We start from the raw sequence: 23,167 nt of genomic DNA, 5'->3' as shown, positions 1-23,167 counted from the left end.
GCCCCCATCAACGCCCAGGGTCAAGGAAACGGCCGTTAATTCCTTTGGACGACGCACTGTCCGCCGGCAGATTTCAGGTTCCCGCAGACCTGCGAGGCCTCGTCCTGCGAACTGAACGGTCCGACCATGGCCCGATAATAGGTCCCCTTGTCGCCAAGGTCGGCCTTCTTGATCAGCGGAGCTCGCGATCCCAGTACCGAGGGGAACTTGGTCTGCAGGGCGCGGAACGACGCCTGGGCATCGCCCTCCGACCGCTGGGACGATACCTGGACCACATAGCCGCCGCCGGAGGCGACCGGGGCCGCCTGCTGGGTCGGGTTGGTCGAAGCCATACGTGGTGAGGGCGCCGGAGGAGCGGCTGCAGCCGGAGGCGCGGCCTGCGGCGACAGCGACATCGGGGCATTGGCCGATGCGTTGGCATTGGTCGCGCGCGGTGCCGCAGCGGGCGCGGCTGCAGGAACCGCTGCCGGAGCGGCGATGCGGGCCGGCGCCTGTCGCGCAGCCGGTGTGGCCCCGGCGTCGGACTGGTCACCCTTGACGGCAAATGTACGGATCTTGCGAGGCTCATCGCCGCCCTGCATCGCGCCATTGCCCACCATCGGCTTGTTGGATGGCGACACGCTGGCCGTCGATGGCGGGTTAGCGTTCTGGTTCAGCGGCGGGAACACCACGCGCGGACCAGCCTTGGTGGCGTCCTGCACGTTGACGGGCTGCTCTTCGCGCGACACCAGCCGCTCGGGGGCTGCGCCGCCAAGACGATCCTGGATGGGCTTGCCGTCGGCCGCGGCTGTCGCCGACGGCGGGACGATCTTGTTCGGACCGGGCTCGGCCTTGATCACCGGCGGTTCGCCGGTGCGCGCGGATCCCATAAACGTCCGATAGCCGAAGGCAGCCCCGGTACCCACTACGGCCAGCGCCAGCACGATGGCGACGGTCGCCATGCCACCGCGACGCTTCGGCGCCTCTTCCTGCTCGGCATAGCCGTCCTGATAGGCGTAAGGATCGTCCTGGTACTGATCGTCGTGCGGATGCTGGGCCCGTGCGCCATCGGCGTGGCCATACAGCGCATCGTCATAACGATTGGGATCATGCGGCACGTGAGCCTGGTCGTACTGGCCCTGATAATCCTGCGCCTGATGATCCGTATGCGCGGCAAATGCCGGCGCCTGATGATAATCGGCCTCCGGCTGCAGATGCTGCGGCTCCTGATGCTGAGCGCCGTAACGCTGCACCGGATGAAGATTCTCGAATTCCTGCTGCTGCGGCTCATGGGCTGCCGCACGCTGCATCCACGGCGGCGGGCCGGGCTGCGCGGGTTCTTCCTGATATTCCGGCTCGTCCTGATAGGCCGGTTCAGCCTGGCGCGGCGCGGGCGCCGGGCGGCCGTTGCTCGCGAACGGGTCGGTCTGCCCGATCAGCCGCGCGAGCTCGGCGAGCGGATCGCCCTCGCCCTTCGTCCGCGATTGAGCGTCGCGGCCGTAATCGTCATCCGCTGGGAAAGGTCGGTTCTGGTATCGATTAGCCATTGTGATGTCGCATCCCCTTCGGGAAAGCCGCCAACCCGCTTTTCAAACGAAACAGCTGCTATCAAGAACCACCCACAGATCCCCATGTGAGCGGCCGTCCCCTGTCTACCGCATCTCGTCCGGTGCGGTGACGCCGAGAACGGCGAGGCCCGAAGCCAGGACTGAGACGACGCTCTGGACGAGTGCCAATCGCGCTTTAGTAAGTTCTGCATCATTAGTGATAATGAAGCGTAAATGAGGCATATCGCGTCCGCGCGTCCAGAGCGCATGAAATTCGCTGGCGAGATCATACAGATAGAAAGCGATGCGGTGCGGCTCGTGCGCTGTGGCCGCAGATTCTATCATCCGTGGGTACAATGCTAACTGCCGCATCAGGCCCAGTTCGGCGATATCGTCGAGCCGCTCCATCACCGCGTCTTTCAGATAGGCAATGCGCGGCTCGGTTTCCAGAGGCAGGTCGGCCAGCATCTCCCGCGCATTGCGGAAGATCGAATGGCCGCGGGCATGCCCGTACTGGACATAGAAAACCGGATTGTCCTTGGACTGCTCGATCACCTTGGCGAGGTCAAAATCGAGCACCGCGTCGTTCTTGCGGAACAGCATCATAAAGCGCACTGCGTCGGAGCCGACCTCGTCGACCACTTCGCGCAAGGTAACAAAATCGCCGGAGCGCTTCGACATCTTCACCGGCTCGCCGTTGCGCAGCAGCTTCACAAGCTGCACGATCTTGACGTCGAGCTCGGCCTTCCCTGCCGTCACCGCCTTGATCGCCGCCTGCACACGCTTGATGTAGCCGCCGTGATCGGCGCCCCAGACGTCGACCATGTTGAGGAAGCCGCGGTCGAACTTGGTCTTGTGATAGGCGATATCGGACGCAAAATACGTGTAGCCGCCATCCGACTTCAGCAGCGGACGGTCGACATCGTCGCCATAGGCCGTGGCGCGGAACAGGGTCTGCTCGCGGTCTTCGTAGTCGTCGATCGGCTTGCCCTTCGGCGGTGGCAACCGGCCCTCATAGACGTCGCCCTTGGCGCGCAGGAAATCGATGGTCGCGCCGACCATATCGGTGCTGCCTGCGATCAGCGAGCGCTCGGAGAAGAACACTTCGTGGGAGATGTTCAGCGCGGCGAGATCGCCCTTGATCATCTCCATCATCATGGAAATGGCTTTGGCGCGCGTGATCGGCAGCCACTTGTCCTCGGGCATCTGATTCAGCGCAGCGCCGTGCTCAGCCGCGAGTGCCTGCCCCACTGGCATCAAATAGTCGCCGGGATACAGGCCTTCCGGAATGTCACCGATGGCTTCGCCTAGCGCCTCGCGGTAGCGCAGATGTGCCGAGCGCGCGAGCACGTCGACCTGTGCGCCCGCGTCGTTGATGTAGTATTCGCGGGTGACGTCATAACCGGCGCAATCGAGCAGACTCGCCAGCGCATCGCCAAACACGGCGCCGCGGCAATGGCCAACATGCATCGGTCCCGTCGGATTGGCCGACACGTATTCGACATTGACCTTCTCCGCGGCGCCGACAGCGCTCCGGCCATACGAGGCACCGTCGCGCAACACCGCGCGTAGCGCATCGGCCCAGGCGGACGACTTCAGCGTGAGATTGATGAAGCCGGGTCCGGCGACATCCACTGACGTCACCAGATCGTCTTCGCGCAGCTTCGCAGCGATAGCGTCAGCCAGATCTCGCGGCTTGGCTTTCGCCTCCTTCGCCAACACCATCGCGGCATTGCTCGCCATGTCGCCATGGGACGCATCCTTGGTCGGCTCGACGACGACGCGCGACAGATCGATGCCGGCCGGCAGCACGCGTTCACCGACGAGGGCGTTACAAATCGCATGAACGCGCGCGAGCACGTTGGCAAACAGATGCGGGGACGGAGCGGTGGTGGCCATGGCGGTACGGGAACCAGAACTTGCGCCGGATCATTCCGGCTGGATTTGTATCAGGAGGATGGATAGCGGTTTGGTTTGCGTTCCGCTGCATTTTGTTTGAATCCAAGCAAATGCAAGGCAACGGAAATTACAAATATTTAAGCCCTGAAAGGCACTTAGACGTGTCGCCTAACGCAATTCGGGGGTCGAGTCAAAGAGCCGGATATGTTCGGTGATGGCAAAACGGTCGGTCATCCCGGCAATGAAATTGCCGATCCGGCGCGCCTGTTCGCCCTCCGATTCCGGCTCGGCGCCCTGAGGGGGCAGCCATTCAGGCGGCAGATCCTCGGGCGCGCGCTGATAGCGTGCGAACAGGTCGGTAACCAGACATTCCGCCTCGACCATCACCCGCATGACACGCTCATGGCGATACATGTGCTGCCAGAGGAAGGCCTTGATCCCAGCCTCGGCTTCTGCCGCGTCGGCACGAAACGCGACGAGCTTGCGCCCGCAGCGGCGAATGTCCTCCGCGGACTTCGGCAGCACCACGCCGAGTCGTTGCTCCGTCTCACCGACGACCGCACCGATCAGATAGGAAATCAGCTCGCGCACCAGTTCGGCGCCGCGGCGGCTCTCGTCGAGACCGGGATAGCGCGTGTCGATCTCGGCGATCATGCCTTGCGTGAGCGGCATCGCCTTGAGGTCATCGACGGTGAACAGCCCTGCGCGCAGCCCGTCATCGATGTCATGAGCGTCATAGGCGATATCATCGGCAATCGCCGCAACCTGAGCCTCCATTGACGCGAAGCTCGACAGTTCCAGATCGAAGGTCCGGTCGTATTCGGTGATCCCGAACGGCACGCCGTGGGTCGCATAGCGCCCGACAGGCGCGCCTGACGCGTCGGTCAGCGGCCCGTTGTGTTTGACGATGCCTTCGAGGGTCTCCCAGGTCAGATTGAGGCCGTCGAATTCCGGATAGCGATGCTCCAGCGACGTCACGAGGCGCAGGGTCTGAGCGTTGTGATCGAAGCCGCCATGGGCCTCGAGACAAGCGTCCAGCGCCCGCTCGCCAGCATGACCAAACGGCGGGTGGCCGATGTCATGGGCCAGCGCCAGCGTCTCGGTCAGATCTTCGTCGAGGCCCAGTTGCCGGGCCACGGCGCGGGCAATCTGCGCCACTTCCAACGTGTGGGTGAGTCGGGTCCGGTAATGATCGCCCTCATGGAACACAAAGACCTGGGTCTTGTGCTTGAGGCGCCGAAACGCGGTCGAATGGATGACCCGGTCGCAATCCCGGCGAAACGCGCTGCGGGTCCGGCTCGGAGCCTCGGAAAACAGCCGTCCGCGGCTGCGATCGGGGTCGCAGGCATAGGGCGCGCGGGGAGCAGCCATTCCAACCGACACGGCGTGTTTATCCTTGATCCAATTGATTCCTGAGCCTGCCGCACTTAACTATGGGGAGCGGCAGATTCAAATGGTTCGAATCCTGCCCGGAGAGCCAGATATGACCGACACTGCAGTCACCGAGGCCCCCCTCACCGTCAGCGCGCGTGCTGCGCGCCGGATCGGCGAGATCCTCAAGACCGAAGGCGACGGCGCCATGCTCCGCGTGTCGGTCGAAGGCGGCGGCTGCTCCGGCTTCCAGTACAAGTTCGACGTCGAGCGCGCCAAGGCAGACGACGACATCCTGATCGAACGCGACAGCGCCGTGGTGCTGGTCGACCCTTCGTCAGCACCGTTCCTGGCCGGCTCCGAACTCGACTTCGTCGACGACCTGATCGGCGCATCGTTCCGCGTCGTCAATCCGAACGCGACGGCGTCCTGCGGCTGCGGGACCAGCTTCTCGATCTGACCTCTATTCGGCTCATTTAGATCGGTCTATTTCTCGGCGAACAGCGCCCGCGCATTGCCGTGTGCGATCTGTTTGGCGACCGCCGGCGGCAGTTGCGCCAGCCAGGCGCGGTAACCATCCATGATATCGCCATAGCTCGCCCAGCGTTCCGGCACCCAGGTGTCAGAGCCCAGCAGGAAGCGATCGGGGTAGCGTTCAAACAGCACGCGCCACTGCGGCGTCAACTTGCCTGATCCATCCACGATGCCGCTGCGATAGGATAACTCACCCCAGAGCTTCGGATATTTTACCAGCATCGCCGCGACACGATCCGGCGCGAGGCTGAAGCCGGTATGCGCCCAGATGATCTGCGCGCGCGGATTATGCCGCATCAGAATCTCGACCGCTTCGTCGTCGGCATGGGCGTGCAGATAGAGATTGTTGGCGACGGCGAAGTCGACGGTCTTCTTGACCATCTCGGTATCGGCCGCCTTGCCGGTCAGATGGAATTCGCCGACGCCGCGATAATAGCCGCGCTTGAATTCCTCCTGCACGAGATCAAAGATAACGGGATCATTGAACCAGCTGCCGATATCGGCACGCACGCGATACGGCCGGATGAACGGCACGACCTGCAGACCGCCCGCCTTGCCCTTCGCCTTGTCGTCCATCAGCACATGAGTGCCGGTGTTCGGGCGGCTGGTGGCGAGAATGCCAGTGACGCGGTTCTTCTTGAAGACCTCAAGTACCTCGTCGGGCTGGTAATACGGCTTCGGCTCCCAGTTGTAGTGCATATGGGCGTCGAAGATTTCGATCCGGTCATCTGCGAAGACAGGCGCAACAACGAGTGCGGCCAGCAAAGCGGCCGCAGCGAGTGTTCTCACCGGCATTGAAGACATCCTTATTCCGCTGCTACGACGCGCGGACGATCGTCGTGGTCTTCTTCGTCGAGCTGCGGCTGCAGCTTGCGCTTCAGCTTGCGGTCGATGCGGTCGAGATAGATGTAGATGACCGGTGTGATGAACAGCGTCAGCAATTGCGAGACACACAGACCGCCGACCACCGCGACGCCAAGTGGCTGACGCAATTCGGCGCCGGCACCGGCACCGAGCGCGATCGGCAGCGTGCCGAAGATGGCCGCGAAGGTGGTCATCATGATCGGGCGGAAACGCAGTAGCGCGGCCTCGCGGATCGCATGTTCGGCCGACAGGCCGACGCGGCGACGCTCGAGCGCGAAGTCGACCATCATGATGGCGTTCTTCTTGACGATGCCGACCAGCATGACGATGCCGATCATGGCGATCACAGACATTTCCATCTTGAACAGCATCAGCGTCAGGATCGCGCCGATACCCGCCGATGGCAGGCCGGAGATAATCGTGATCGGATGGATGAAGCTCTCATAGAGAATGCCGAGGATCACGAAGGCCGCGAACACAGCGGCGAGGATCAATACGCCCTGCCCGCGCAATGAATCCTGGAACACCTGCGCCGTGCCGGAGAAGCCGGTGGCGATGGTCACCGGCAGTTTGGAGTCAGCCTCGATTTGCGTGATCTGGTCCACCGCATAGCCCAGCGAATAGCCCGGCACGAGGTTGAACGAGATCGTCACCGCCGGCTGCTGACCCTGATGGTTGATCTGCAGCGGCCCAACCGTCGGCACCAGACGCGCGACCGCACTCAGCGGAATGGTCTGATTGTTCGACGTCTTCATATAGAGCTTGGAGAGATCGCTCGGATCGATCCGGAACTGCGGCTGTGCTTCCAGGATGATCTGATAGTCGTTGGTCGGCATATAGATGGTGCCGACCTGGCGCGAGCCGAACGCATTATAGAGCTGGTTACGAACCTGATCGACGGTGACGCCGTAGACCGCCGCCTTTTCGCGGTCGATATCGACCGTCATCTGCGGGTTCTTGATGTAGAGGTCGGTCGTCACGTCGAGCAGACCGGGTACCTTGGCGATGCGGTCGCGCATCTCCGGCGACACGCGATACAGCGTGTCGGTGTCGCTGCCCTGAAGCACGTATTGATACTGGCTCTTCGACGGCCGGCCGCCGATGTTCAGATTCTGGATGCTCTGGAAGAAGGCCTGCAGGCCCGGAACGGCCAACGACTTCTGCCGCAGCCGCGCCATCACCACCTGTGCTGGATCACGATCCTTGCGCGGTTTCAGCGCGACGAACAGACGACCGTAATTCGCCGTCGCATTCGGACCGCCCGAGCCCACGGTGCTGTTGATGTATTCGACGGCAGGATCGGATTTCAGCAGATCGGCCAGCGCCTGCTGCCGCGCACTCATCGCTTCGAAGGACGTATCGGTTGCGGCTTCGGTCGTACCGGTCAGAAAGCCGGTATCCTCCTGCGGGAAGAAGCCCTTTGGTACGATGTTGTAGAGATAGACGGTGCCGCCAAGGGTCGCGAGCGTCACCACCAGCATGATGCCCTTGTGTGCGAGCACGCGATCGAGCGCCCATTCGTAGCCGCGCAGCCAAGCCGCAAATATGCGCTCGAAACCGCGCAGGATGAAATTTTCCTTGTGCTCGGGATTGTGCGCCTTGAGCACGCGCGCGCAGAGCATAGGCGTCAACGTCAGCGACACGAAGCCGGAGACGATGATCGCCACCGCAATCGTCACAGCGAATTCGCGGAACACGCGGCCGACAATGCCGCCCATCAGCAGCACGGGAATGAACACCGCGATCAGCGAGAAGGTGATCGAGACGATGGTGAAACCGATTTCGCGTGCGCCCTTCAGCGCCGCGTCGAACGGCTTCATGCCGAGTTCGATATGGCGGACGATGTTTTCCAGCATGACGATGGCGTCGTCGACCACGAAGCCCACGGAAAGGGTTAACGCCAGCAGCGTCATGTTGTTGATGGAGTAGTCCAGCATATACATCGCGGCGCATGTGCCGAAGATCGAGATCGGCACCGCCAGCGCGGGAATCAAGGTCGCGGAGGCTGAGCGCAGGAACAGGAAGATCACGAAGATCACCAGCACAACGGCGATCAGCAATGTCTCCTCGACGTCAGCGACGGCTTCGCGGACCGAGATCGAGCGGTCCATCATCATATTGACTTCGACCGCTGGCGGCAATTGCGCGCGCAGCGACGGCAGCTTGGCGCGGACGCCGTCGACCACGGCGACCGTGTTGGCGTCGGGCTGCTTCTGGATCGCCAGCACGATGGCGCGCTCGCCATTCAACCAGGTCGCGACCTTGTCGTTTTCGACTGCGTCATAGATCTTGGCGACTTCGTTCAGCTTGACCGGCGAGCCGTTGCGCCAGGCAACAACGACCTGGCCATAGTCGGCGGCCTTGGACATCTGTCCGGATGCCTGCAGCGAGATGTCCTGCTTCGGTCCGTTCAGAGTTCCGACCGGCGTCGAGGAGTTCGCGCGTGACACCGCCGTGCGGATATCTTCAAGCGACAATCCGCGAGCCGCCGCAGCTTCGGGATCGGCCTGCACGCGAATGGCGAATTTCTGCGTGCCATAGATCAGCACCTGCGCCACGCCGGGGATCTGCGACAGCGCCTGTCCGATGGTGATATCGCCGAATTCATTGACGGCCGAGAGCGGCAGCGTCGATGAACTCAGCGCAATGAACAGCACCGGGAAATCGCCGGGGTTCACCTTGCGGAAACTCGGCGGGATCGTCATTTCGATCGGCAACCGGCGCTGTGCGATCGTCAGCGCAGTCTGCACGTCCAGCGCTGCCGCATCGATATTGCGGTTGAGATCGAACTGAATGATGATCTGGGTCGTTCCCTGCGACGAGCTCGACGACATCGAAGAGATGCCAGCGATGGTCGAGAGCTGACGCTCAATGATGCCGGCGACCGAGGCCGCCATCGTGTCGGCGCTGGCGCCCGGCAGCGTCGCCGTCACCGCGATGGTCGGAAAGTCCACTTTCGGAAGCGCAGACACCGGCAGCAGTCGGAAACCGAAAATGCCAAACGCGATGATCGTCGCCGTGATGAGCGTGGTCATCACAGGGCGACGGATGCAGAGCTCCGAGAGGGTCATGTTTTATGCCCCGGCCTTGCGGGCCCGGGCTTCGACCCGTGTGCCTTGTGTCAGCAGGAGCTGGCCGTCGACGACGACGTCCTCATCCCCTTTTAAACCTGACGTGATCACCGAAATCCCCTGGAAGGTGCGATCGACTTCGACAGGTTGAACACGGGCGACGCCGTCCTTCACCGTGAACACGAAGTTCCCGGTCTGGCTGCGTTGCACAGCCACGGTGGGCACAACAACGCCATCCTCAGTGCGCACGATCAGCTTGGTCTGTACCAGAATGCCCGGCCACAGGGTTTCGTTCGGATTGCTCATGATGCCGCGCACGGTGACCATGCCGGTGGTGGAATCCACTGTGTTTTCCACCATCGCCACCTTGCCGGTTTCAGAACGGCCGCTGTTCGGGATGGTCGCAATGACCGACGTCGATCCCGCCGCCATCGCTTCGCGCAGGTCGCCAAGCACACGCTGCGGAATGGCGAAGGACACATAGACCGGAGCCATCTGATTGATGGTGGCGAGCGGCGCCGTATCGGCCGGGCGCACGAAATTGCCGACCTTCACATTGGCTGCACTAATCCGGCCGGAGAACGGCGCGCGGATGATGGTATAGCTCTTCTGGACCTTGAGATTGTCGAGCGCCGACTGATCGGCCCGGATGGTTCCGGCCAGGATGTCGGATTGGGTCTTGGCATTGTCGACGCTGACCTGCGTGGTCGCGCCCTTGCCGATCAGATCGGTAAAGCGCCGCACGTCGCGTTCCGCACCGGCCAGTTGGGCCTGATCGCGGGCCAGCGTGCCTTCGGCCTGCTCGATCTGGGCATCGATCTGCCGCGAATCGAGGGTGAACAGCAGATCACCTTCCTTGACCTTGGCGCCGTCTTCAAAATGCACCGAGGTGATGGTGGTTTCCACCCGCGACTTGAGTGCGACACTCGAAATCGGCGTTACTGTACCGATCGAATCGACATCGACCGGAACCGGTTTGCGTTCCGCCTTGGCAATCTCGACCGCAACGATCCGCGCGCGCTGCGGGGCCTGTGCATTGGTGTTGCCACCGGTCCACGAGGAGCGCGTCGTGTAGGCCGCAACTGCGGCAGCGCCGACGAGAACGAGTAGAGCGATCGATGTGCGTTTCTTCATATGGTCCATGTCACCTGGTACAGAAGATCGGGTCGCCCCCGTTTCCCGCCCATGGCAGCTTTAAAGACAGCGTCTGTGCGCTTTAGGCTTAAAGCTTATCATGTTGGCGGGGATGATGGTATGCCACGTTGACGTATTTTTGCCATTGTTGTTACCGGAATCCCAGCAGATGAGAATTGCGACGTGGAATGTGAATTCTGTCCGCCAGCGGCTGGACCATCTGGTGACGTGGCTGCGCGACTGCGCGCCGGACATCGTCTGCCTGCAGGAAATCAAATGTGTCGATGAGGCATTTCCGCGAGAGGCCATCGAGGCGCTCGGCTACAATGTAGTCACCCACGGCCAGAAGACCTTCAACGGCGTCGCCCTGCTCTCGAAATATCCGCTGGAGGAAGCCACGCCCCGGCTGGCAGGCGACGACGAGGATCTCCATGCGCGCTTCATCGAAGGTGTGGTGTCGCTGAAATCCGGGGTGGTCCGGGTTGCCTGCTTGTATCTGCCGAACGGCAATCCGGTCGATACCGAGAAGTATCCCTACAAGCTGAAATGGATGTCGCGACTACAGGAATTCACGAAGCTGCGGCTGAAGACGGAAGAGCCGTTGATTCTCGCCGGAGACTTCAACGTCATCCCGGCGGCAGCAGACGCCTATAATCCGGCGGCCTGGATCAACGACGCGCTGTTCAAGCCGGAAACCCGCGCGAGCTTCCAGACCCTGCTCGGCCTGGGCATGACCGACGCCCTGCGCGCCGTCACCGACGAGCCCGGCCAGTACACGTTCTGGGACTATCAGGCCGGCGCTTGGCAGAAGAACTGGGGCATCCGCATCGACCACCTGCTGTTGTCACCGCAGGCCAGCGACAAGCTGATCGACGTCGGCATCGACAAATATGTGCGCGCCTGGGAGAAGCCGAGCGATCACGTGCCGGTGTGGGTCGATCTGGATCTTGAAGCGGCGTAAGCGCTGCGATCGCCAAGCCCTAAACATAGACTGTCATTGCCCGGCTTGACGGGGATCCAGTGGACGCGGGCGTCAATGGCCTAAGGCGCGCGGCCTGGCGCGAGCGCTCGTCGAAAGTGATGAAGGCTGGTGATTATTGGGTCACCCGGTCAAGCCGGGTGACGACAAACTGAGCGCAGCGCGAGGGCTTCCGTGGCCGGAAGAAATCCTCGTTCCATCCTCAGTCCCGTTTGCCGGACACCCAGTGCTCGAGCATCTGCAGCGCCATGGCGCGGTCGTCTTCGGAGGCCTTGGCGATGGCCTTGTTGTAGCTGTCGCGGATCCAGGTGTCGTCCGGGCCGGCATTGTCGCGGGCTAGCGTCAGCCACATCAGGCCGCGCGCCATCTGCCGCGGCAGCGATTCACCGTTGAACAGCATCTGGCCGAGCAGCGCCTGCGCCTGGTGCTGGCCCTTCTGCGCGGCAAGGCCCAGCCAGCGGGCACCGTATTTAGTGTCGCGCGGGGTGCCGATGCCCTTCAGATACAGCCGCGCCAGATCGTACTGGGCGTCGGCATTGCCGAAATAGGACGCTGCATAGGAGAACATCTCACGCGCGCGTTCGGTGTCGGCCTTGATCTTCGAATTCGGGATACCGTCGAGGTAGTAGCGACCGAGCGCTACGAAGGCGTTGGCGACGATGGTCGCCTGCGGCGCGGACGGCGAGTCCTCGGCATGGGCATTCGCGATGCGGCTGAAATATTCGAAGGCGCGCAGGTCGTCCTGCGCCACGCCGTTGCCGTCGGCATACATCCGGCCGAGTTTCCACTGGGCGATCGGATGACCGCCTTCGGCGGCATACTGAAGGGCGGTCAGCGACGTATCGGGCTTGGCGGACTTCTTCAAGACCGGCGCAGCACCGGGAATGGTCGTTACAACCGGCAGGGCTGCGTCGCTGCTGCCAACGGGCGCGCCATCAAAGGCAAAGGCCGGCGCGGCCACAGACGCGGCACCCAAAGCAAAAACGCTGAAAATGATACGCTCAACTATCCGCATAACAGTATTTCTCGTGGGCCCGGCCAGTTTGGGTCACGGCGCAACCGATGGCCGATCCAACCTGCTGGGCATATGTCCACAGCGTCCCTGACATATGGTTAGTCGCGCGACGCTTCCGTTTGGTCGGGTGCGCGGCCAATTCTTTGTCAGTCAATTTTACGTTAAAGGCACCCGCGACGGCACCGCCCCGGACGGGAGCGCCGTCTTCCGAATCGACGATGTCGAAAGCCAGATTCCCCTTCGATCCGACTGCGTCACCGCCAATGGCGATCGGCTTGTCGGCAGAACGAATGACGTCCCGATGGGAATTCCGCGTCACGGGCTTCATTTTCTCCGCGATCATCTGCCCCGTCGCAGTGAGGCACGCTCCCCGCGACCGGCTGTGATCGAGCAATGTCATCTTCAGCAACGGTATGTCAGCAACTTCCAATATGTCTTTGGCGACATAACGGCTCAGTCGCTTCAAATCGGTGCGATATGGTGTCTTTTTGAAGATTTCGACAGCACGAGATTCTTCCGCGCGCAGCGCTTGGCCGGCAACGGGCTGTTTGCCTTGTGACATAGCCAGACTCATCGCGGACGGGAGCGCGCCACGCAACGCCAGCTCCCGGCCCTCCGTCATATGACGGCTCGGCAAATGCGACTTGATGTTCGTCTTGACGTCCATCGCGAACCTGGTTTCTCAGGCCGCTTCGGCGATCCGGGACAGTCCCACTGACATCCCGTCGATCTTCGAAGCGCTCCAGCCTTCTGGCTGTCGAGAAATGATTTCACGAAGGCGTGTGGCCAAATAGCGGCGGTTGCAATACCCACAGTGGGACAGGGTTAAATCTTGAGGGACTGTTGCCGCCGCGACACATTCGTTGCACCCCGGCAACCCTTTAGAGTTGGACCAAAGTTGAAAGACGCGGCTGACAACGAAAACGCCGCCTTTTCGAGGCGGCGTTCAATGTCAGGATCGTGCGAAGCAGCTCAGGTGTTCAGCACCCGGCCATAGGCGTCCAGCACGGCTTCCTTCATCGTCTCCGAGATGGTCGGATGCGGGAAGATCGTGTGGAACAGCTCTTCCTCGGTCGTCTCCAAGTTCATGGCGACCACAAACCCCTGGATCATCTCGACGACTTCAGCGCCGACCATATGGGCGCCGAGCAGCTGACCGGTCTTCTTGTCGAAGATCACCTTCACCATGCCCTGGTCCTCGCCCTGGGCGATCGCCTTGCCATTGGCGACAAAGGGGAAGCGGCCGACGCGGACGTCCTTGCCGGCTTCCTTGGCCTTGGCTTCGGTGAGGCCGACCGAGGCCACCTGCGGATGGCAATAGGTGCAGCCCGGGATCAGCGACTTGTCCATTGCATGCGGGTTCATCCCCTTGATCGCCTCGACGCAGATCACGCCCTCATGCTCGGCCTTGTGGGCGAGCATCGGCGGGCCGGCGACGTCGCCGATGGCATAGATGCCGGGCACGTTGGTCTTGCCGTATTTGTCGATCACGATACAGCCGCGCTCGGTCTTCACGCCGAGCTTCTCGAGGCCAAAGCCTTCGATATTGCCGACCACGCCGACCGCCGAGATGACACGATCGACGGTGAGCTGCTGGGTAGCCCCCTTGCCATCCTCGATGGTCACGGTGACCGAATCCGACTTCTTGTCGAGTTTTGTCACTTTAGCGCCGGACATGATCTTGATGCCCTGCTTCTCAAACTGCTTGCGGGCAAAGCCGGCGATCTCGGCGTCTTCCACCGGCAGGATCTGCGGCAGCACTTCCACCACGGTCACGTCGGCGCCCATGGTCTTGTAGAACGACGCGAATTCGATGCCGATGGCGCCGGAGCCGACCACCAGCAGCGACTTCGGCATCTTGTCGGGATTCATCGCCTCGAAATAAGTCCAGACCAGCTTCTTGTCGGGCTCGAGACCCGGCAGCACGCGCGGCCGAGCGCCGGTGGCGACGATGATATGCTTGGCGGTATAGCTGCCTGCCCCGAGCGCGCCCTTAGGCGCTGCGGCTTCGGTCTTCTTGACGGTGAACTTGCCCGGCGCATCCAGGGTCGCGTCGCCCCAGATGATCGAGATCTTGTTCTTGTTCATCAGATATTCGACGCCGCCGCTGAGGCGCTTCACGACGCCGCGCGAGCGAGCGATCACGGCCTTGATGTCGAACGAGATATTGTCCGCCGACAGGCCATAATCCTTGGCATGCTGCATGTAGTGATAGATCTCCGCAGAGCGCAGCAGCGCCTTGGTCGGAATACAGCCCCAGTTGTTGCAGATACCGCCGAGATAGGCCTTCTCGACGATCGCCGTCTTGAAGCCGAGCTGCGCGGCCCGAATGGCCGTCACATAGCCGCCGGGACCGGAGCCGATGACGACGACGTCGAAGGATGTATCAGCCATGGGTCACTCCACTCGCCAATCGGCGCTGTCTTGAAATCAGAAATTTTCGGATGCCGAATTCGATCAATCCCAGCGCTGCAAGGATGCCCAGCGCGCAATAGATCAAAAACTGTCCCAGGCTGCGCGCCAGTTGTTCACCTGAATGAAACGCATTGTCGATGATCCCATATCCAACGGGATTCAGCGCGGCGACGGCGGCGGTCAATAGCGAGAGCCAGGGCCATGACGTTTTGACTTTCATGAGCCACCGGACCTGAGCCTTACACCACCATCATCACCGGATTTTCGATGAGCTTCTTGAACGCCGTGATCAGTTCCGCGCCCAGCGCACCATCGATGGCGCGGTGATCGCAGGACAGCGTCACGCTCATGATGGTTGCAGCGACGATCTGGCCGTTGCGCACCATGGCCCGCTCTTCACCTGTGCCTACCGCGAGGATCGACGACTGCGGCGGATTGATCACCGCCGTGAAGTCCTTGATGCCGAACATGCCGAGATTGGACACGGATGACGCGCCGCCCTGGTATTCGTTGGGCTTGAGCTTCTTGGCCTTGGCGCGCGCGGCGAGTTCCTTCATCTCGTTGGAGATCGCCGAAATGGACTTGATCTCGGCCTGGCGGATGATCGGCGTGATCAGGCCGAACGGCAGCGCCACTGCGACGCCGATGTCGGAATGCTTATGACGGAGCATCGCTGCTTCCGTCCACGACACGTTCGCTTCTGGAATCTTCTGCAGCGCGATGGCCATCGCCTTGATGACGAAATCGTTGACCGAGAGCTTGTAAAGCGGCTTGCCGTCCTTGTCCTTGCCGGCCGCAGCGTTGATCTCCTCGCGCGCGGAAGAGAGCTTGCCGAGATCGCAATCGACGGTGAGATAGAAGGTTGGCATCGAGTTGGTCGCGGCGGTGAGACGCTGCGCAATCGTGCGGCGCATCGAGTCATGCGGCACGCTCTCGTAAGCGCCCTGCTCGTACAGCCCGAGAATCTGCTGATCGGACATTGCAGGCGCACCGATCGCTCCAGTTGCACCTGCGGGAGCGCCGGCAGCCACGGCTGCTGGTTTGAGGCCCTGACCGGACTTCGCCTTCTCGACATCCGCGGCGACCACACGGCCATGCGGACCCGAGCCGTTGATACGACCGAGTTCGATGCCGGCGTCCTTGGCGAGACGACGCGCCAGCGGAGACGAAAAGACGCGCGCGCCATTGCTTTGTGCGGCGGCAGGCTGCGGAGCCGGCGCAGCGGCCGGAGCCGGTGCTTTCGCTGCAGGAGCAGCAGCCGGCGCAGGTGCTGCGGCAGCAGGCTTCGGTGCGGGAGCCTCGGCAGCGGGCGCGGACTTCGGCTTGTCGGTCCCTGCCCCCGAACCTGCGGCCTTCACATCCTCGCCGTCGGCCGCGAGCACCGCGATGACGGCATTCACCGCAACATCCTGCGTACCTTCCGCCACCAGAATCTTGGCGATAGTGCCTTCGTCGACGGCTTCGACTTCCATCGTCGCCTTGTCGGTCTCGATCTCCGCGATCACGTCGCCGGACTTGACCTTGTCGCCCTCCTTCTTGAGCCACTTGGCAAGGTTGCCCTTTTCCATGGTGGGCGACAGCGCAGGCATCAGAATGTTGATTGGCATTGTCAGTGACCTTGTTGCGACCGCGGCGTGGTGTTGCCCATGTCAGTCGGACGCGCGATTTCAGCTTCGAACATTTCGACGATGCGGTTCAGCGCCTCGTCCTCGGAATAGTTGGCCTCACGCGCATAGGCGCGAGCGGCATGACGCGCGATGTCCACGAGCAGGAGCCCCCACATGTCGGGCTCCTCGAAGGCGCGCATGAAGGCGATGGACAGCCCGCCATCCAGCACGAATGCGCGCAACACCTCGGTGGCGTCCTCGCGATCCATGACATCCGGCGGCAGTGGCTGTTCCTTCGGACCTGCCATGGTTCACCGATAGCAAACGGCTTTGGCCGCAGCCACGACGTCAGCAACCGACGGCAGCGCCAGCTTTTCAAGATTGGCAGCGTAGGGCATCGGCACGTCCTTGCCCGACACACGCGCCACCGGCGCATCGAGATAGTCGAACGCGTGCTCCATGATGCGTGCAGCGATTTCGGCGCCCACACCCGACTGTTGCCAGCCTTCTTCCACCGTCACGGCGCGCGAGGTCTTCCTCACGGACTCGATGATGGTGTCGGTATCGAGCGGACGCAGCGTGCGCAGGTCGATGACCTCCGCCTCGATGCCTTCCTTGGCGAGTTCTTCGGCGGCCTTCAGCGCATAGGTCATGCCGTTCGACCACGAGATCAATGTCACATCCTTGCCGACACGTACGACCTTGGCCTTGCCGATCGGCACGATGTAGTCGTTGAGCTTCGGCACCTCGCCGGAATGCCCGTAAAGCATTTCGTTTTCGAGGAAGATCACCGGGTTCGGATCGCGGATCGCAGCCTTGAGCAGGCCCTTGTAGTCGGCGGCGCTATAGGGCGCGACAACCTTGAGGCCCGGGATCTGCGAGTACCAGGCCGAGTAGTCCTGGCTGTGCTGGGCGCCAACGCGCGCCGCAGCGCCATTCGGGCCGCGGAACACGATCTGACAGGTCATCTGGCCGCCGGACATGTAGAGCGTCTTGGCAGCGGAGTTGATGATCTGGTCAATCGCCTGCATGGCGAAGTTGAAGGTCATGAATTCGACGATCGGCTTCAGGCCGGACATCGCCGCGCCGACGCCGACACCAGCAAAGCCGTGCTCGGTGATTGGCGTATCGATCACGCGGCGGGCGCCGAATTCCTGCAGCAGGTTCTGGGTCACCTTGTAGGCGCCCTGATATTCGGCGACTTCCTCGCCCATGATGAAGACGTCTTCATCCCGGCGCATTTCCTCGGCCATCGCGTCGCGCAGCGCTTCGCGGATGGTCATGGTCACCATCTCGGTGCCTTCAGGAATTTCGGGATCGGGCTGGATCGCAGTCGTCGGAGCTGCCGGCGCAGCAGCCTCTTCCTTCGGAGCCGGAGCGGATTTGGCTTCCGCGGCAGGCGGCGCGGATTCTGCGGCCTTCTCCTGCTTCGCGGGGGCCGGTGCACTCGCTGCAGCGGATGCATCTTCGCCGTCGGCGAGGATGGTCGCGATCGGCGTGTTGACCGCGACGTCGTTGGTCCCTTCCGGGATCAGGATCTTGCCGAGCGTCCCTTCATCGGTCGCTTCGACTTCCATCGTCGCCTTGTCGGTTTCGATTTCGGCAATCACATCGCCGGACTTGATCGTGTCGCCTTCCTTTTTGAGCCATTTGGAGAGGTTGCCTTTCTCCATGGTCGGGGACAGCGCGGGCATCAGAACTTGAATGGCCATTATAACTCCAGATCGGTCTTTAAGCCGCGCGCTTAGCGGTACACATCGGTGTAAAGTTCGGATGCATCGGGCTCAGGGTCCTGCTGCGCGAAATCCGCCGATGCGTTGACGATGTCACGCACCTCGGCGTCGATCGCCTTAAGGTCCTGCTCGGTCACGTCAGCGGCCAGCAGACGGTTGCGCACCTGCTCGATCGGGTCCTGGTCGTGGCGGACTTTGTCCACTTCCTCGCGGGTCCGATACTTGGCCGGATCGGACATCGAGTGGCCGCGATAGCGATACGTTTGCATTTCCAGAATGAACGGACCCTTGCCGGCACGGCACCATGCGACCGCGCGGTCACCGGCGGCCTTCACGGCGCGGACGTCCATACCGTCGACCTGCTCGCCCGGAATGTTGAAGGAGATGCCGCGCTTGGAGAAGTCGGTCTGCGCCGAAGAGCGCGTCACCGAGGTACCCATGGCGTAGCGGTTGTTCTCGATGATGTAGATCACCGGGAGCTTCCACAGCTCCGCCATGTTGAAGCTCTCATAGACCTGGCCCTGGTTCGACGCGCCGTCGCCGAAGTAAGCGAGGCTGACGAGATCATTGCCGCGGTAACGGTTGGCGAAAGCGAGACCCGTTCCGAGCGAGACCTGCGCACCGACGATGCCATGGCCGCCGTAGAAATTCTTCTCGCGGCTGAACATGTGCATGGAGCCACCCTTGCCCTTGGAGTAGCCGCCCTTGCGCCCCGTCAGCTCGGCCATGACGCCCTTGGCGTCCATGCCGCAGGCCAGCATGTGGCCGTGGTCGCGATAGCCGGTGATGACCTGATCGCCATCCTTCAATGCCATCTGCATACCAACGACGATGGCTTCCTGGCCGATATAGAGATGGCAGAAGCCGCCGATCGCACCCATGCCATAGAGCTGGCCAGCCTTCTCCTCGAAGCGTCGGATCAGCAGCATGTCGCGAAGCGCGTGCATCTCCTGATCGCGGGTGAAATCTGGCGGCGATGACGGGGTTGCGCCATTGCTCGTTGCCTGCCCTGCGGGAGCGACGCTTTTCTTCGGTGCGGCCATGAAAATTCCGGATGCGAGAGTGAATGGCCCTTCCTACTCCAAGTGCTTGCGGCTTGAAAGGGATTGCGTCGCGCGGAATGCCACACGGTTGTTTCGCACTGCAGCGAAGGCGTGAAACTTTCGAAATCGAATTGGATCGGTTTTGTAATTTGAGGAATGAAAGCGCGTGTCGTGGTCACGTTGACGTCACGATGAGTGGGCGCGAGCGATCTATAGCTTTGATGCAAAGCTGTGTTGCTTCATGCGAGGACGACTCGCCGCCGAAGAGAGAATCTCAGTTTGGTTTGATGACCTTCACGAGGTCGCGCGGATGCGCGTAGTCGAGCTGGTAGCGCGCGCGCTCGTCGAGCATGTCGGGATCGAGTCCACCAGATCGCAGGAGCGCCACGCGCTGCTCGGCCTTGGTGCGTTCCTTCTTCAACTGCACCAGTTCGGAGGTCAGCGCGACGATCTCCTGGTCGAGCTCCTGCCGGGCATTGAGGCCATATTTACCGGTATAGGCATTGACCCCGAAATAGCTGATCATCATCGCCGCCAGTGCATAGAGCACGAGCCCGGTGAGGATCGATTTGAGGCGGGTATGCTTGACCATTCCCGAAAATGCGACGGCCCGGTTAAGGCGAACCTAACAACCGGGCCGCAACCTGAATTTGCGCAGCTTATTTCTTCAGCTTGTCGACCCAGGCGGCGAAGGCGTCGATATAGGCCTGCAGCACCGGACGGATCGATTCCTTGGCGATCTCGCCCTGTTCGTTGAACGCGTCGCCGACGGCATTCAGATAGATTTCAGGCTGTTGCATGATGGGACCGACAATCCCCGGCAGGGTCTGGCGCAAGGTGAGGGCTGCACCCAGGCCACCGATCGGACCGGGCGAGCTAACCACGATGCCGGTGGGCTTGCCGAGGAACGAGCTCTTGCCATAGGGCCGCGAACCGACGTCGATGGCGTTCTTCAGGACACCGGAAACCGAACGGTTATATTCCGGCGACACGAAAATGACGGCGTCGGACGACTGGACGGTCTCACGGAACTTAACCCAGTCAGCCGGCGGATTGGCTTCCAGATCCTGATTGAAGAACGACAGGTCGTTCAGCGTCACGATATTGAGCTGCAGCGACGCCGGCGCCAGTTTGGCTAATGCGTGCGCGATCTTGAGCGAGAACGACTGTTTGCGGAGGCTGCCGACAATGACGGCAACGCTGTAGGTGGCCATGAGATATCCCCTGAATAACTGCTTCCAAAAAGCGCGGAGCGCATCTGGAACCTGTCACCTATCCCGGCAAAAGATGCAAGTGCATGGATTGTATTTGACGGCCGCAATCGGGCCAAACCGGCACGTCCGCCTCGCCCGCCCAAACACATCTTCGTTATGCTGATATCGCTCAAATGGATGACGCACGGAACGCCGCCGCGATCGAACCTGCGGAGCGCACTGCGCGACAAACCACGTGAGACAAACCACGCAAGCCAGTCCCGACTGATCTGCGACGTCTGGCCAGGCTGCTCGAATTCGACCGTCGCAATTGCGGGGCTTCCGATGCGCAACCTTGGTCTTGTGGCTTCCGTAGTCTTCGCCTTGAGCTTGCTCAGCCAGTCGGCCTTCGCCGACAAACGCGTCGCACTGGTGATCGGCAACTCGGCTTACCAGAACGTGGTCAAGCTCGCCAACCCGGCCAACGACGCCGCGGCGATGACCGAGACCTTGAAGACCGCGAATTTCGACATCGTCGAAGCCAGACGGGATCTCAAGGCGACCGAGATGCGCCGGGCCTTGCGCGATTTCGCGGACAAGGCGCGCGATGCGGACGTCGCGCTGGTCTATTTCGCCGGCCACGGCGTCGAGGTTGATGGCACCAATTACCTGATTCCGACCGACGCGCTGCTGGAGCGCGACACCGACGTCTATGACGAAGCGTTCTCGCTGGAGCGCATCCTCGCAACCATCGAGCCGGCCAAGAAGCTGCGGCTGGTGATCCTCGATGCCTGCCGCGACAACCCCTTCGTCAAGAACATGAAGCGCACCACCGCGTCGCGCGCGATCCCCCGCGGCCTCGCCAAGGTGGAACCGGCCAGCCCCAACACGCTGATCGCCTACTCGGCCAAGGCCGGTTCGACGGCGCTGGATGGCGACAGCAAGAACAGCCCCTTCACGGCCGCGCTGGTCCGCCATATCGCGACGCCCGGCCTCGACCTGCGCAAGGCCTTCGGCTTCGTCCGTGACGACGTCATGAAGAACACCAGCAACCGCCAGGAACCCTATGTCTACGGTTCGCTCGGCGGCGACGACGTGCCGCTGGTCCCGGTGGCTGCCGTCGCGACATCCCCCGCCGTCAGCGCCCAGGCAGAAACTCGCCGCGATTACGAGCTGGCTTTGCAGCTCGCGACCAGGGACGGCTGGAACGCGTTCCTGGCCCAGCATCCGGATGGCTTCTATGCGTCGCTGGCAAAATCCCAGCTGGCGAAGCTCGCCGCCGAGGACGCCCATTTCACCGCCGTAGAGAAAGCCCGCCTCGCCACTGAAGAGAAAGCCCGTCTGGCCGTCGAAGGCGCCAGGAAGGCCGAACAGACCAAGGCAGCGGCCGATGCCAAAGCCGCCGAGGATGCCCGGATCGCCGCTGAGAAACTCAAGACCGCCGAGCAGGAACGCGCTGCCGCCGGCGAGCGCGCCCGCGCGGAAGCGGAAGCCAAAGTCGATGCCGGCAAGCCGGACACGCCTGCCGCCGGACCGCAGTTGGCGACACTCCCTGCCCCCACGGCCGATGTGTCACGAATGCCCGCGCCAGCCGATCTGCCCCGTCAGGTCCAGGTCGAGCTTCAGCGGGTGGGCTGCCTGCAGGGATCAGTCGACAACACATGGACTGCGGCTTCCCGCAAGTCGCTCGAACGCTTCAATCGCTACGCCTCGACGAAGTTCGATGCCAAGGCGGCCAGCACCGATGCGCTCGACGCGATCAAGGCCAAGTCTGCACGCGTCTGCCCGCTGGTCTGTGCGCATGGTTCGGAGGCGGACGGCGACCGCTGCGTGAAAATCGTATGCCGCGCTGGCACCTTACTGAACGACGACAATGAATGTGAGAAGAAGCGCAGCCGCAACGAGGCCAAGCGCAACGTGCCGCGCCGCGAGCGCGATGAGCTTGATCGCCCGCAAATTCAGGCCCGCGCGCCGCGTGCGCAGCCGTCCGGCCAGATCGTCTGCGATAATGCCGGCTGCCGTCCGGTGCGCCCCGGCTGCCGGCTGGTGTCACGCGACATGCGGATCGGGCTCACCAATGTCGAGGTCTGCAACTGACGACGTGCTTGCCTGACAGGATCGCAAGCGACATTCTGACGATCCAAGTTTGCAAGCCGGAGCCATCATCGTGACCATCGAATTTCTCATCACCTCGCTGATCGTGGTGGCATCGCCGGGCACTGGCGCCCTTTACACACTAGCAACCGGCTTTTCTCGCGGAGGCCGCAGCAGTGTCGTCGCCGCGTTCGGTTGCACGCTCGGCATCGTTCCGCATATGGCCGCTGCGATCCTTGGTCTCGCAGCACTGCTGCACACCAGCGCGCTGGCGTTTCAGGTGTTTAAATATGTCGGCGTCGCCTACCTGCTCTATATGGCCTGGAAGACGCTGCAGGAGCATGGCACGCTGAAGGTCGAGACTGACGACAGCGCGCAGTCCGCGCTGCAGGTCACGACCACGGCGATCCTGATCAACATCCTCAATCCGAAACTGTCGATCTTCTTCCTCGCCTTCCTGCCGCAGTTCATCAGCGCCGACGAGGCACATCCGCTGTCGCAGATGCTGCTGCTCAGCGCGGTGTTCATGCTGATGACCTTCGGGGTGTTTGCGCTTTATGGCCTGTTCGCCGCATCAATCCGCAACCACGTCATCACGCGGCCACGGGTGCTGACCTGGATGCGACGCACTTTTGCCGGCGCGTTTGCCGCGCTCGGTGCAAAACTGGCCTTTGCCGAGCGCTGACGCG

The 23,167-nt window shown here is 62.2% G+C and carries 20 protein-coding genes; 4 read left to right on the top strand and 16 right to left on the bottom strand.

All coding sequences use genetic code 11. The features are described 5' to 3' along the window. Nucleotides 1-35 precede the first annotated feature (35 nt). The 3 genes from RSO67_RS00665 to RSO67_RS00655 form a co-directional block, all read right to left on the bottom strand. The gene (locus tag RSO67_RS00665; RefSeq protein WP_315841918.1) at nucleotides 36-1,526 is read right to left on the bottom strand and encodes an SPOR domain-containing protein; all 1,491 of its coding nucleotides are present in this window, start codon (nucleotides 1,524-1,526) and stop codon (nucleotides 36-38) included. 105 nt (nucleotides 1,527-1,631) lie between these two features. After that, complete coding sequence (gene argS / locus RSO67_RS00660) at nucleotides 1,632-3,425, bottom strand: arginine--tRNA ligase (RefSeq protein ID WP_315841917.1); 1,794 nt, start codon at nucleotides 3,423-3,425, stop codon at nucleotides 1,632-1,634. Nucleotides 3,426-3,593: 168 nt separating this feature from the next. Then, a complete protein-coding gene (locus RSO67_RS00655) occupies nucleotides 3,594-4,808 on the bottom strand; it encodes a deoxyguanosinetriphosphate triphosphohydrolase (protein ID WP_315841916.1) in 1,215 nt (404 codons plus the stop codon). Between the two features lie 100 nt (nucleotides 4,809-4,908). On the opposite strand from RSO67_RS00655, the gene erpA reads away from it, so the two are divergent. Further along, the gene (gene erpA / locus RSO67_RS00650) at nucleotides 4,909-5,256 is read left to right on the top strand and encodes an iron-sulfur cluster insertion protein ErpA (RefSeq protein WP_120289924.1); all 348 of its coding nucleotides are present in this window, start codon (nucleotides 4,909-4,911) and stop codon (nucleotides 5,254-5,256) included. 26 nt (nucleotides 5,257-5,282) lie between these two features. Here erpA and RSO67_RS00645 read toward each other — a convergent pair whose 3' ends face one another. Genes RSO67_RS00645 through RSO67_RS00635 form a run of 3 tightly spaced genes read right to left on the bottom strand, consistent with a single transcriptional unit; the run spans nucleotide 5,283 to nucleotide 10,399 of the window. Beyond that, the gene (locus tag RSO67_RS00645) at nucleotides 5,283-6,125 is read right to left on the bottom strand and encodes an amidohydrolase family protein (protein ID WP_315841915.1); all 843 of its coding nucleotides are present in this window, start codon (nucleotides 6,123-6,125) and stop codon (nucleotides 5,283-5,285) included. A gap of 11 nt (nucleotides 6,126-6,136) precedes the next feature. After that, nucleotides 6,137-9,265, bottom strand: coding sequence for an efflux RND transporter permease subunit (locus RSO67_RS00640; protein ID WP_315841914.1), 3,129 nt, complete (start codon nucleotides 9,263-9,265; stop codon nucleotides 6,137-6,139). A 3-nt stretch (nucleotides 9,266-9,268) separates the two neighbouring features. Continuing rightward, nucleotides 9,269-10,399, bottom strand: coding sequence for an efflux RND transporter periplasmic adaptor subunit (locus RSO67_RS00635; RefSeq protein ID WP_315841913.1), 1,131 nt, complete (start codon nucleotides 10,397-10,399; stop codon nucleotides 9,269-9,271). Nucleotides 10,400-10,568: 169 nt separating this feature from the next. On the opposite strand from RSO67_RS00635, the gene xth reads away from it, so the two are divergent. Further along, nucleotides 10,569-11,360 carry an exodeoxyribonuclease III gene (xth, locus tag RSO67_RS00630; RefSeq protein WP_315841912.1) on the top strand — a complete coding sequence of 264 codons (792 nt, stop codon included), beginning with the start codon at nucleotides 10,569-10,571 and terminating at the stop codon, nucleotides 11,358-11,360. Nucleotides 11,361-11,580: 220 nt separating this feature from the next. Here xth and RSO67_RS00625 read toward each other — a convergent pair whose 3' ends face one another. From RSO67_RS00625 to RSO67_RS00580, 10 genes are all read right to left on the bottom strand, one after another. Then, nucleotides 11,581-12,393: a tetratricopeptide repeat protein gene (locus tag RSO67_RS00625; RefSeq protein ID WP_315841911.1), complete on the bottom strand. Its 813-nt coding sequence runs from the start codon at nucleotides 12,391-12,393 to the stop codon at nucleotides 11,581-11,583. Beyond that, nucleotides 12,380-13,060 carry a hypothetical protein gene (locus tag RSO67_RS00620; RefSeq protein WP_315841910.1) on the bottom strand — a complete coding sequence of 227 codons (681 nt, stop codon included), beginning with the start codon at nucleotides 13,058-13,060 and terminating at the stop codon, nucleotides 12,380-12,382. The genes RSO67_RS00625 and RSO67_RS00620 overlap by 14 nt, the downstream gene beginning before the upstream one ends. 305 nt (nucleotides 13,061-13,365) lie before the next feature. Further along, on the bottom strand, nucleotides 13,366-14,787 hold the full coding sequence (lpdA, locus tag RSO67_RS00615; protein WP_315841909.1) for a dihydrolipoyl dehydrogenase: 1,422 nt from the start codon (nucleotides 14,785-14,787) through the stop codon (nucleotides 13,366-13,368). Beyond that, nucleotides 14,780-14,992, bottom strand: a complete 213-nt coding sequence (locus tag RSO67_RS00610; protein WP_315841908.1) for a hypothetical protein — start codon at nucleotides 14,990-14,992, stop codon at nucleotides 14,780-14,782. Before RSO67_RS00610 ends, lpdA begins: the two co-directional genes overlap by 8 nt. Nucleotides 14,993-15,047: 55 nt before the next feature. After that, on the bottom strand, nucleotides 15,048-16,415 hold the full coding sequence (locus tag RSO67_RS00605) for a pyruvate dehydrogenase complex dihydrolipoamide acetyltransferase (protein WP_315841907.1): 1,368 nt from the start codon (nucleotides 16,413-16,415) through the stop codon (nucleotides 15,048-15,050). 2 nt (nucleotides 16,416-16,417) lie between these two features. Beyond that, nucleotides 16,418-16,723 carry a DUF5076 domain-containing protein gene (locus RSO67_RS00600; protein ID WP_068730814.1) on the bottom strand — a complete coding sequence of 102 codons (306 nt, stop codon included), beginning with the start codon at nucleotides 16,721-16,723 and terminating at the stop codon, nucleotides 16,418-16,420. Nucleotides 16,724-16,726: 3 nt separating this feature from the next. After that, nucleotides 16,727-18,127, bottom strand: coding sequence for a pyruvate dehydrogenase complex E1 component subunit beta (locus tag RSO67_RS00595; protein ID WP_315841906.1), 1,401 nt, complete (start codon nucleotides 18,125-18,127; stop codon nucleotides 16,727-16,729). Between the two features lie 32 nt (nucleotides 18,128-18,159). Further along, complete coding sequence (gene pdhA, locus RSO67_RS00590; protein ID WP_068730816.1) at nucleotides 18,160-19,191, bottom strand: pyruvate dehydrogenase (acetyl-transferring) E1 component subunit alpha; 1,032 nt, start codon at nucleotides 19,189-19,191, stop codon at nucleotides 18,160-18,162. Between the two features lie 274 nt (nucleotides 19,192-19,465). Next, nucleotides 19,466-19,783 carry an FtsB family cell division protein gene (locus RSO67_RS00585; RefSeq protein WP_068730817.1) on the bottom strand — a complete coding sequence of 106 codons (318 nt, stop codon included), beginning with the start codon at nucleotides 19,781-19,783 and terminating at the stop codon, nucleotides 19,466-19,468. A gap of 67 nt (nucleotides 19,784-19,850) precedes the next feature. Next, nucleotides 19,851-20,405, bottom strand: coding sequence for an NADPH-dependent FMN reductase (locus RSO67_RS00580; RefSeq protein WP_315841905.1), 555 nt, complete (start codon nucleotides 20,403-20,405; stop codon nucleotides 19,851-19,853). Between the two features lie 324 nt (nucleotides 20,406-20,729). Between RSO67_RS00580 and RSO67_RS00575 the strand changes: the two genes are divergently transcribed. Continuing rightward, complete coding sequence (locus RSO67_RS00575) at nucleotides 20,730-22,481, top strand: caspase domain-containing protein (protein ID WP_315841904.1); 1,752 nt, start codon at nucleotides 20,730-20,732, stop codon at nucleotides 22,479-22,481. 70 nt (nucleotides 22,482-22,551) lie between these two features. Next, on the top strand, nucleotides 22,552-23,163 hold the full coding sequence (locus RSO67_RS00570; RefSeq protein WP_315841903.1) for a LysE family translocator: 612 nt from the start codon (nucleotides 22,552-22,554) through the stop codon (nucleotides 23,161-23,163). Nucleotides 23,164-23,167: the final 4 nt, after the last annotated feature.

It is taken from the genome of Tardiphaga sp. 709 (assembly GCF_032401055.1).
Taxonomy (GTDB): domain Bacteria; phylum Pseudomonadota; class Alphaproteobacteria; order Rhizobiales; family Xanthobacteraceae; genus Tardiphaga.
This window is presented reverse-complemented; position numbering and strand designations above follow the sequence as displayed.

What these genes read in the sequence shown, in the direction of transcription:
- RSO67_RS00665 (WP_315841918.1), bottom strand. Translation starts at nt 1,526, where the DNA reads ATGGCTAATCGATACCAGAACCGACCTTTCCCAGCGGATGACGATTAC.
- argS (WP_315841917.1), bottom strand. Translation starts at nt 3,425, where the DNA reads ATGGCCACCACCGCTCCGTCCCCGCATCTGTTTGCCAACGTGCTCGCG.
- erpA (WP_120289924.1), top strand. Translation starts at nt 4,909, where the DNA reads ATGACCGACACTGCAGTCACCGAGGCCCCCCTCACCGTCAGCGCGCGT.
- RSO67_RS00645 (WP_315841915.1), bottom strand. Translation starts at nt 6,125, where the DNA reads ATGCCGGTGAGAACACTCGCTGCGGCCGCTTTGCTGGCCGCACTCGTT.
- RSO67_RS00640 (WP_315841914.1), bottom strand. Translation starts at nt 9,265, where the DNA reads ATGACCCTCTCGGAGCTCTGCATCCGTCGCCCTGTGATGACCACGCTC.
- RSO67_RS00635 (WP_315841913.1), bottom strand. Translation starts at nt 10,399, where the DNA reads ATGAAGAAACGCACATCGATCGCTCTACTCGTTCTCGTCGGCGCTGCC.
- xth (WP_315841912.1), top strand. Translation starts at nt 10,569, where the DNA reads ATGAGAATTGCGACGTGGAATGTGAATTCTGTCCGCCAGCGGCTGGAC.
- RSO67_RS00625 (WP_315841911.1), bottom strand. Translation starts at nt 12,393, where the DNA reads ATGCGGATAGTTGAGCGTATCATTTTCAGCGTTTTTGCTTTGGGTGCC.
- RSO67_RS00620 (WP_315841910.1), bottom strand. Translation starts at nt 13,060, where the DNA reads ATGGACGTCAAGACGAACATCAAGTCGCATTTGCCGAGCCGTCATATG.
- lpdA (WP_315841909.1), bottom strand. Translation starts at nt 14,787, where the DNA reads ATGGCTGATACATCCTTCGACGTCGTCGTCATCGGCTCCGGTCCCGGC.
- RSO67_RS00605 (WP_315841907.1), bottom strand. Translation starts at nt 16,415, where the DNA reads ATGCCAATCAACATTCTGATGCCTGCGCTGTCGCCCACCATGGAAAAG.
- RSO67_RS00600 (WP_068730814.1), bottom strand. Translation starts at nt 16,723, where the DNA reads ATGGCAGGTCCGAAGGAACAGCCACTGCCGCCGGATGTCATGGATCGC.
- RSO67_RS00595 (WP_315841906.1), bottom strand. Translation starts at nt 18,127, where the DNA reads ATGGCCATTCAAGTTCTGATGCCCGCGCTGTCCCCGACCATGGAGAAA.
- pdhA (WP_068730816.1), bottom strand. Translation starts at nt 19,191, where the DNA reads ATGGCCGCACCGAAGAAAAGCGTCGCTCCCGCAGGGCAGGCAACGAGC.
- RSO67_RS00585 (WP_068730817.1), bottom strand. Translation starts at nt 19,783, where the DNA reads ATGGTCAAGCATACCCGCCTCAAATCGATCCTCACCGGGCTCGTGCTC.
- RSO67_RS00580 (WP_315841905.1), bottom strand. Translation starts at nt 20,405, where the DNA reads ATGGCCACCTACAGCGTTGCCGTCATTGTCGGCAGCCTCCGCAAACAG.
- RSO67_RS00575 (WP_315841904.1), top strand. Translation starts at nt 20,730, where the DNA reads ATGCGCAACCTTGGTCTTGTGGCTTCCGTAGTCTTCGCCTTGAGCTTG.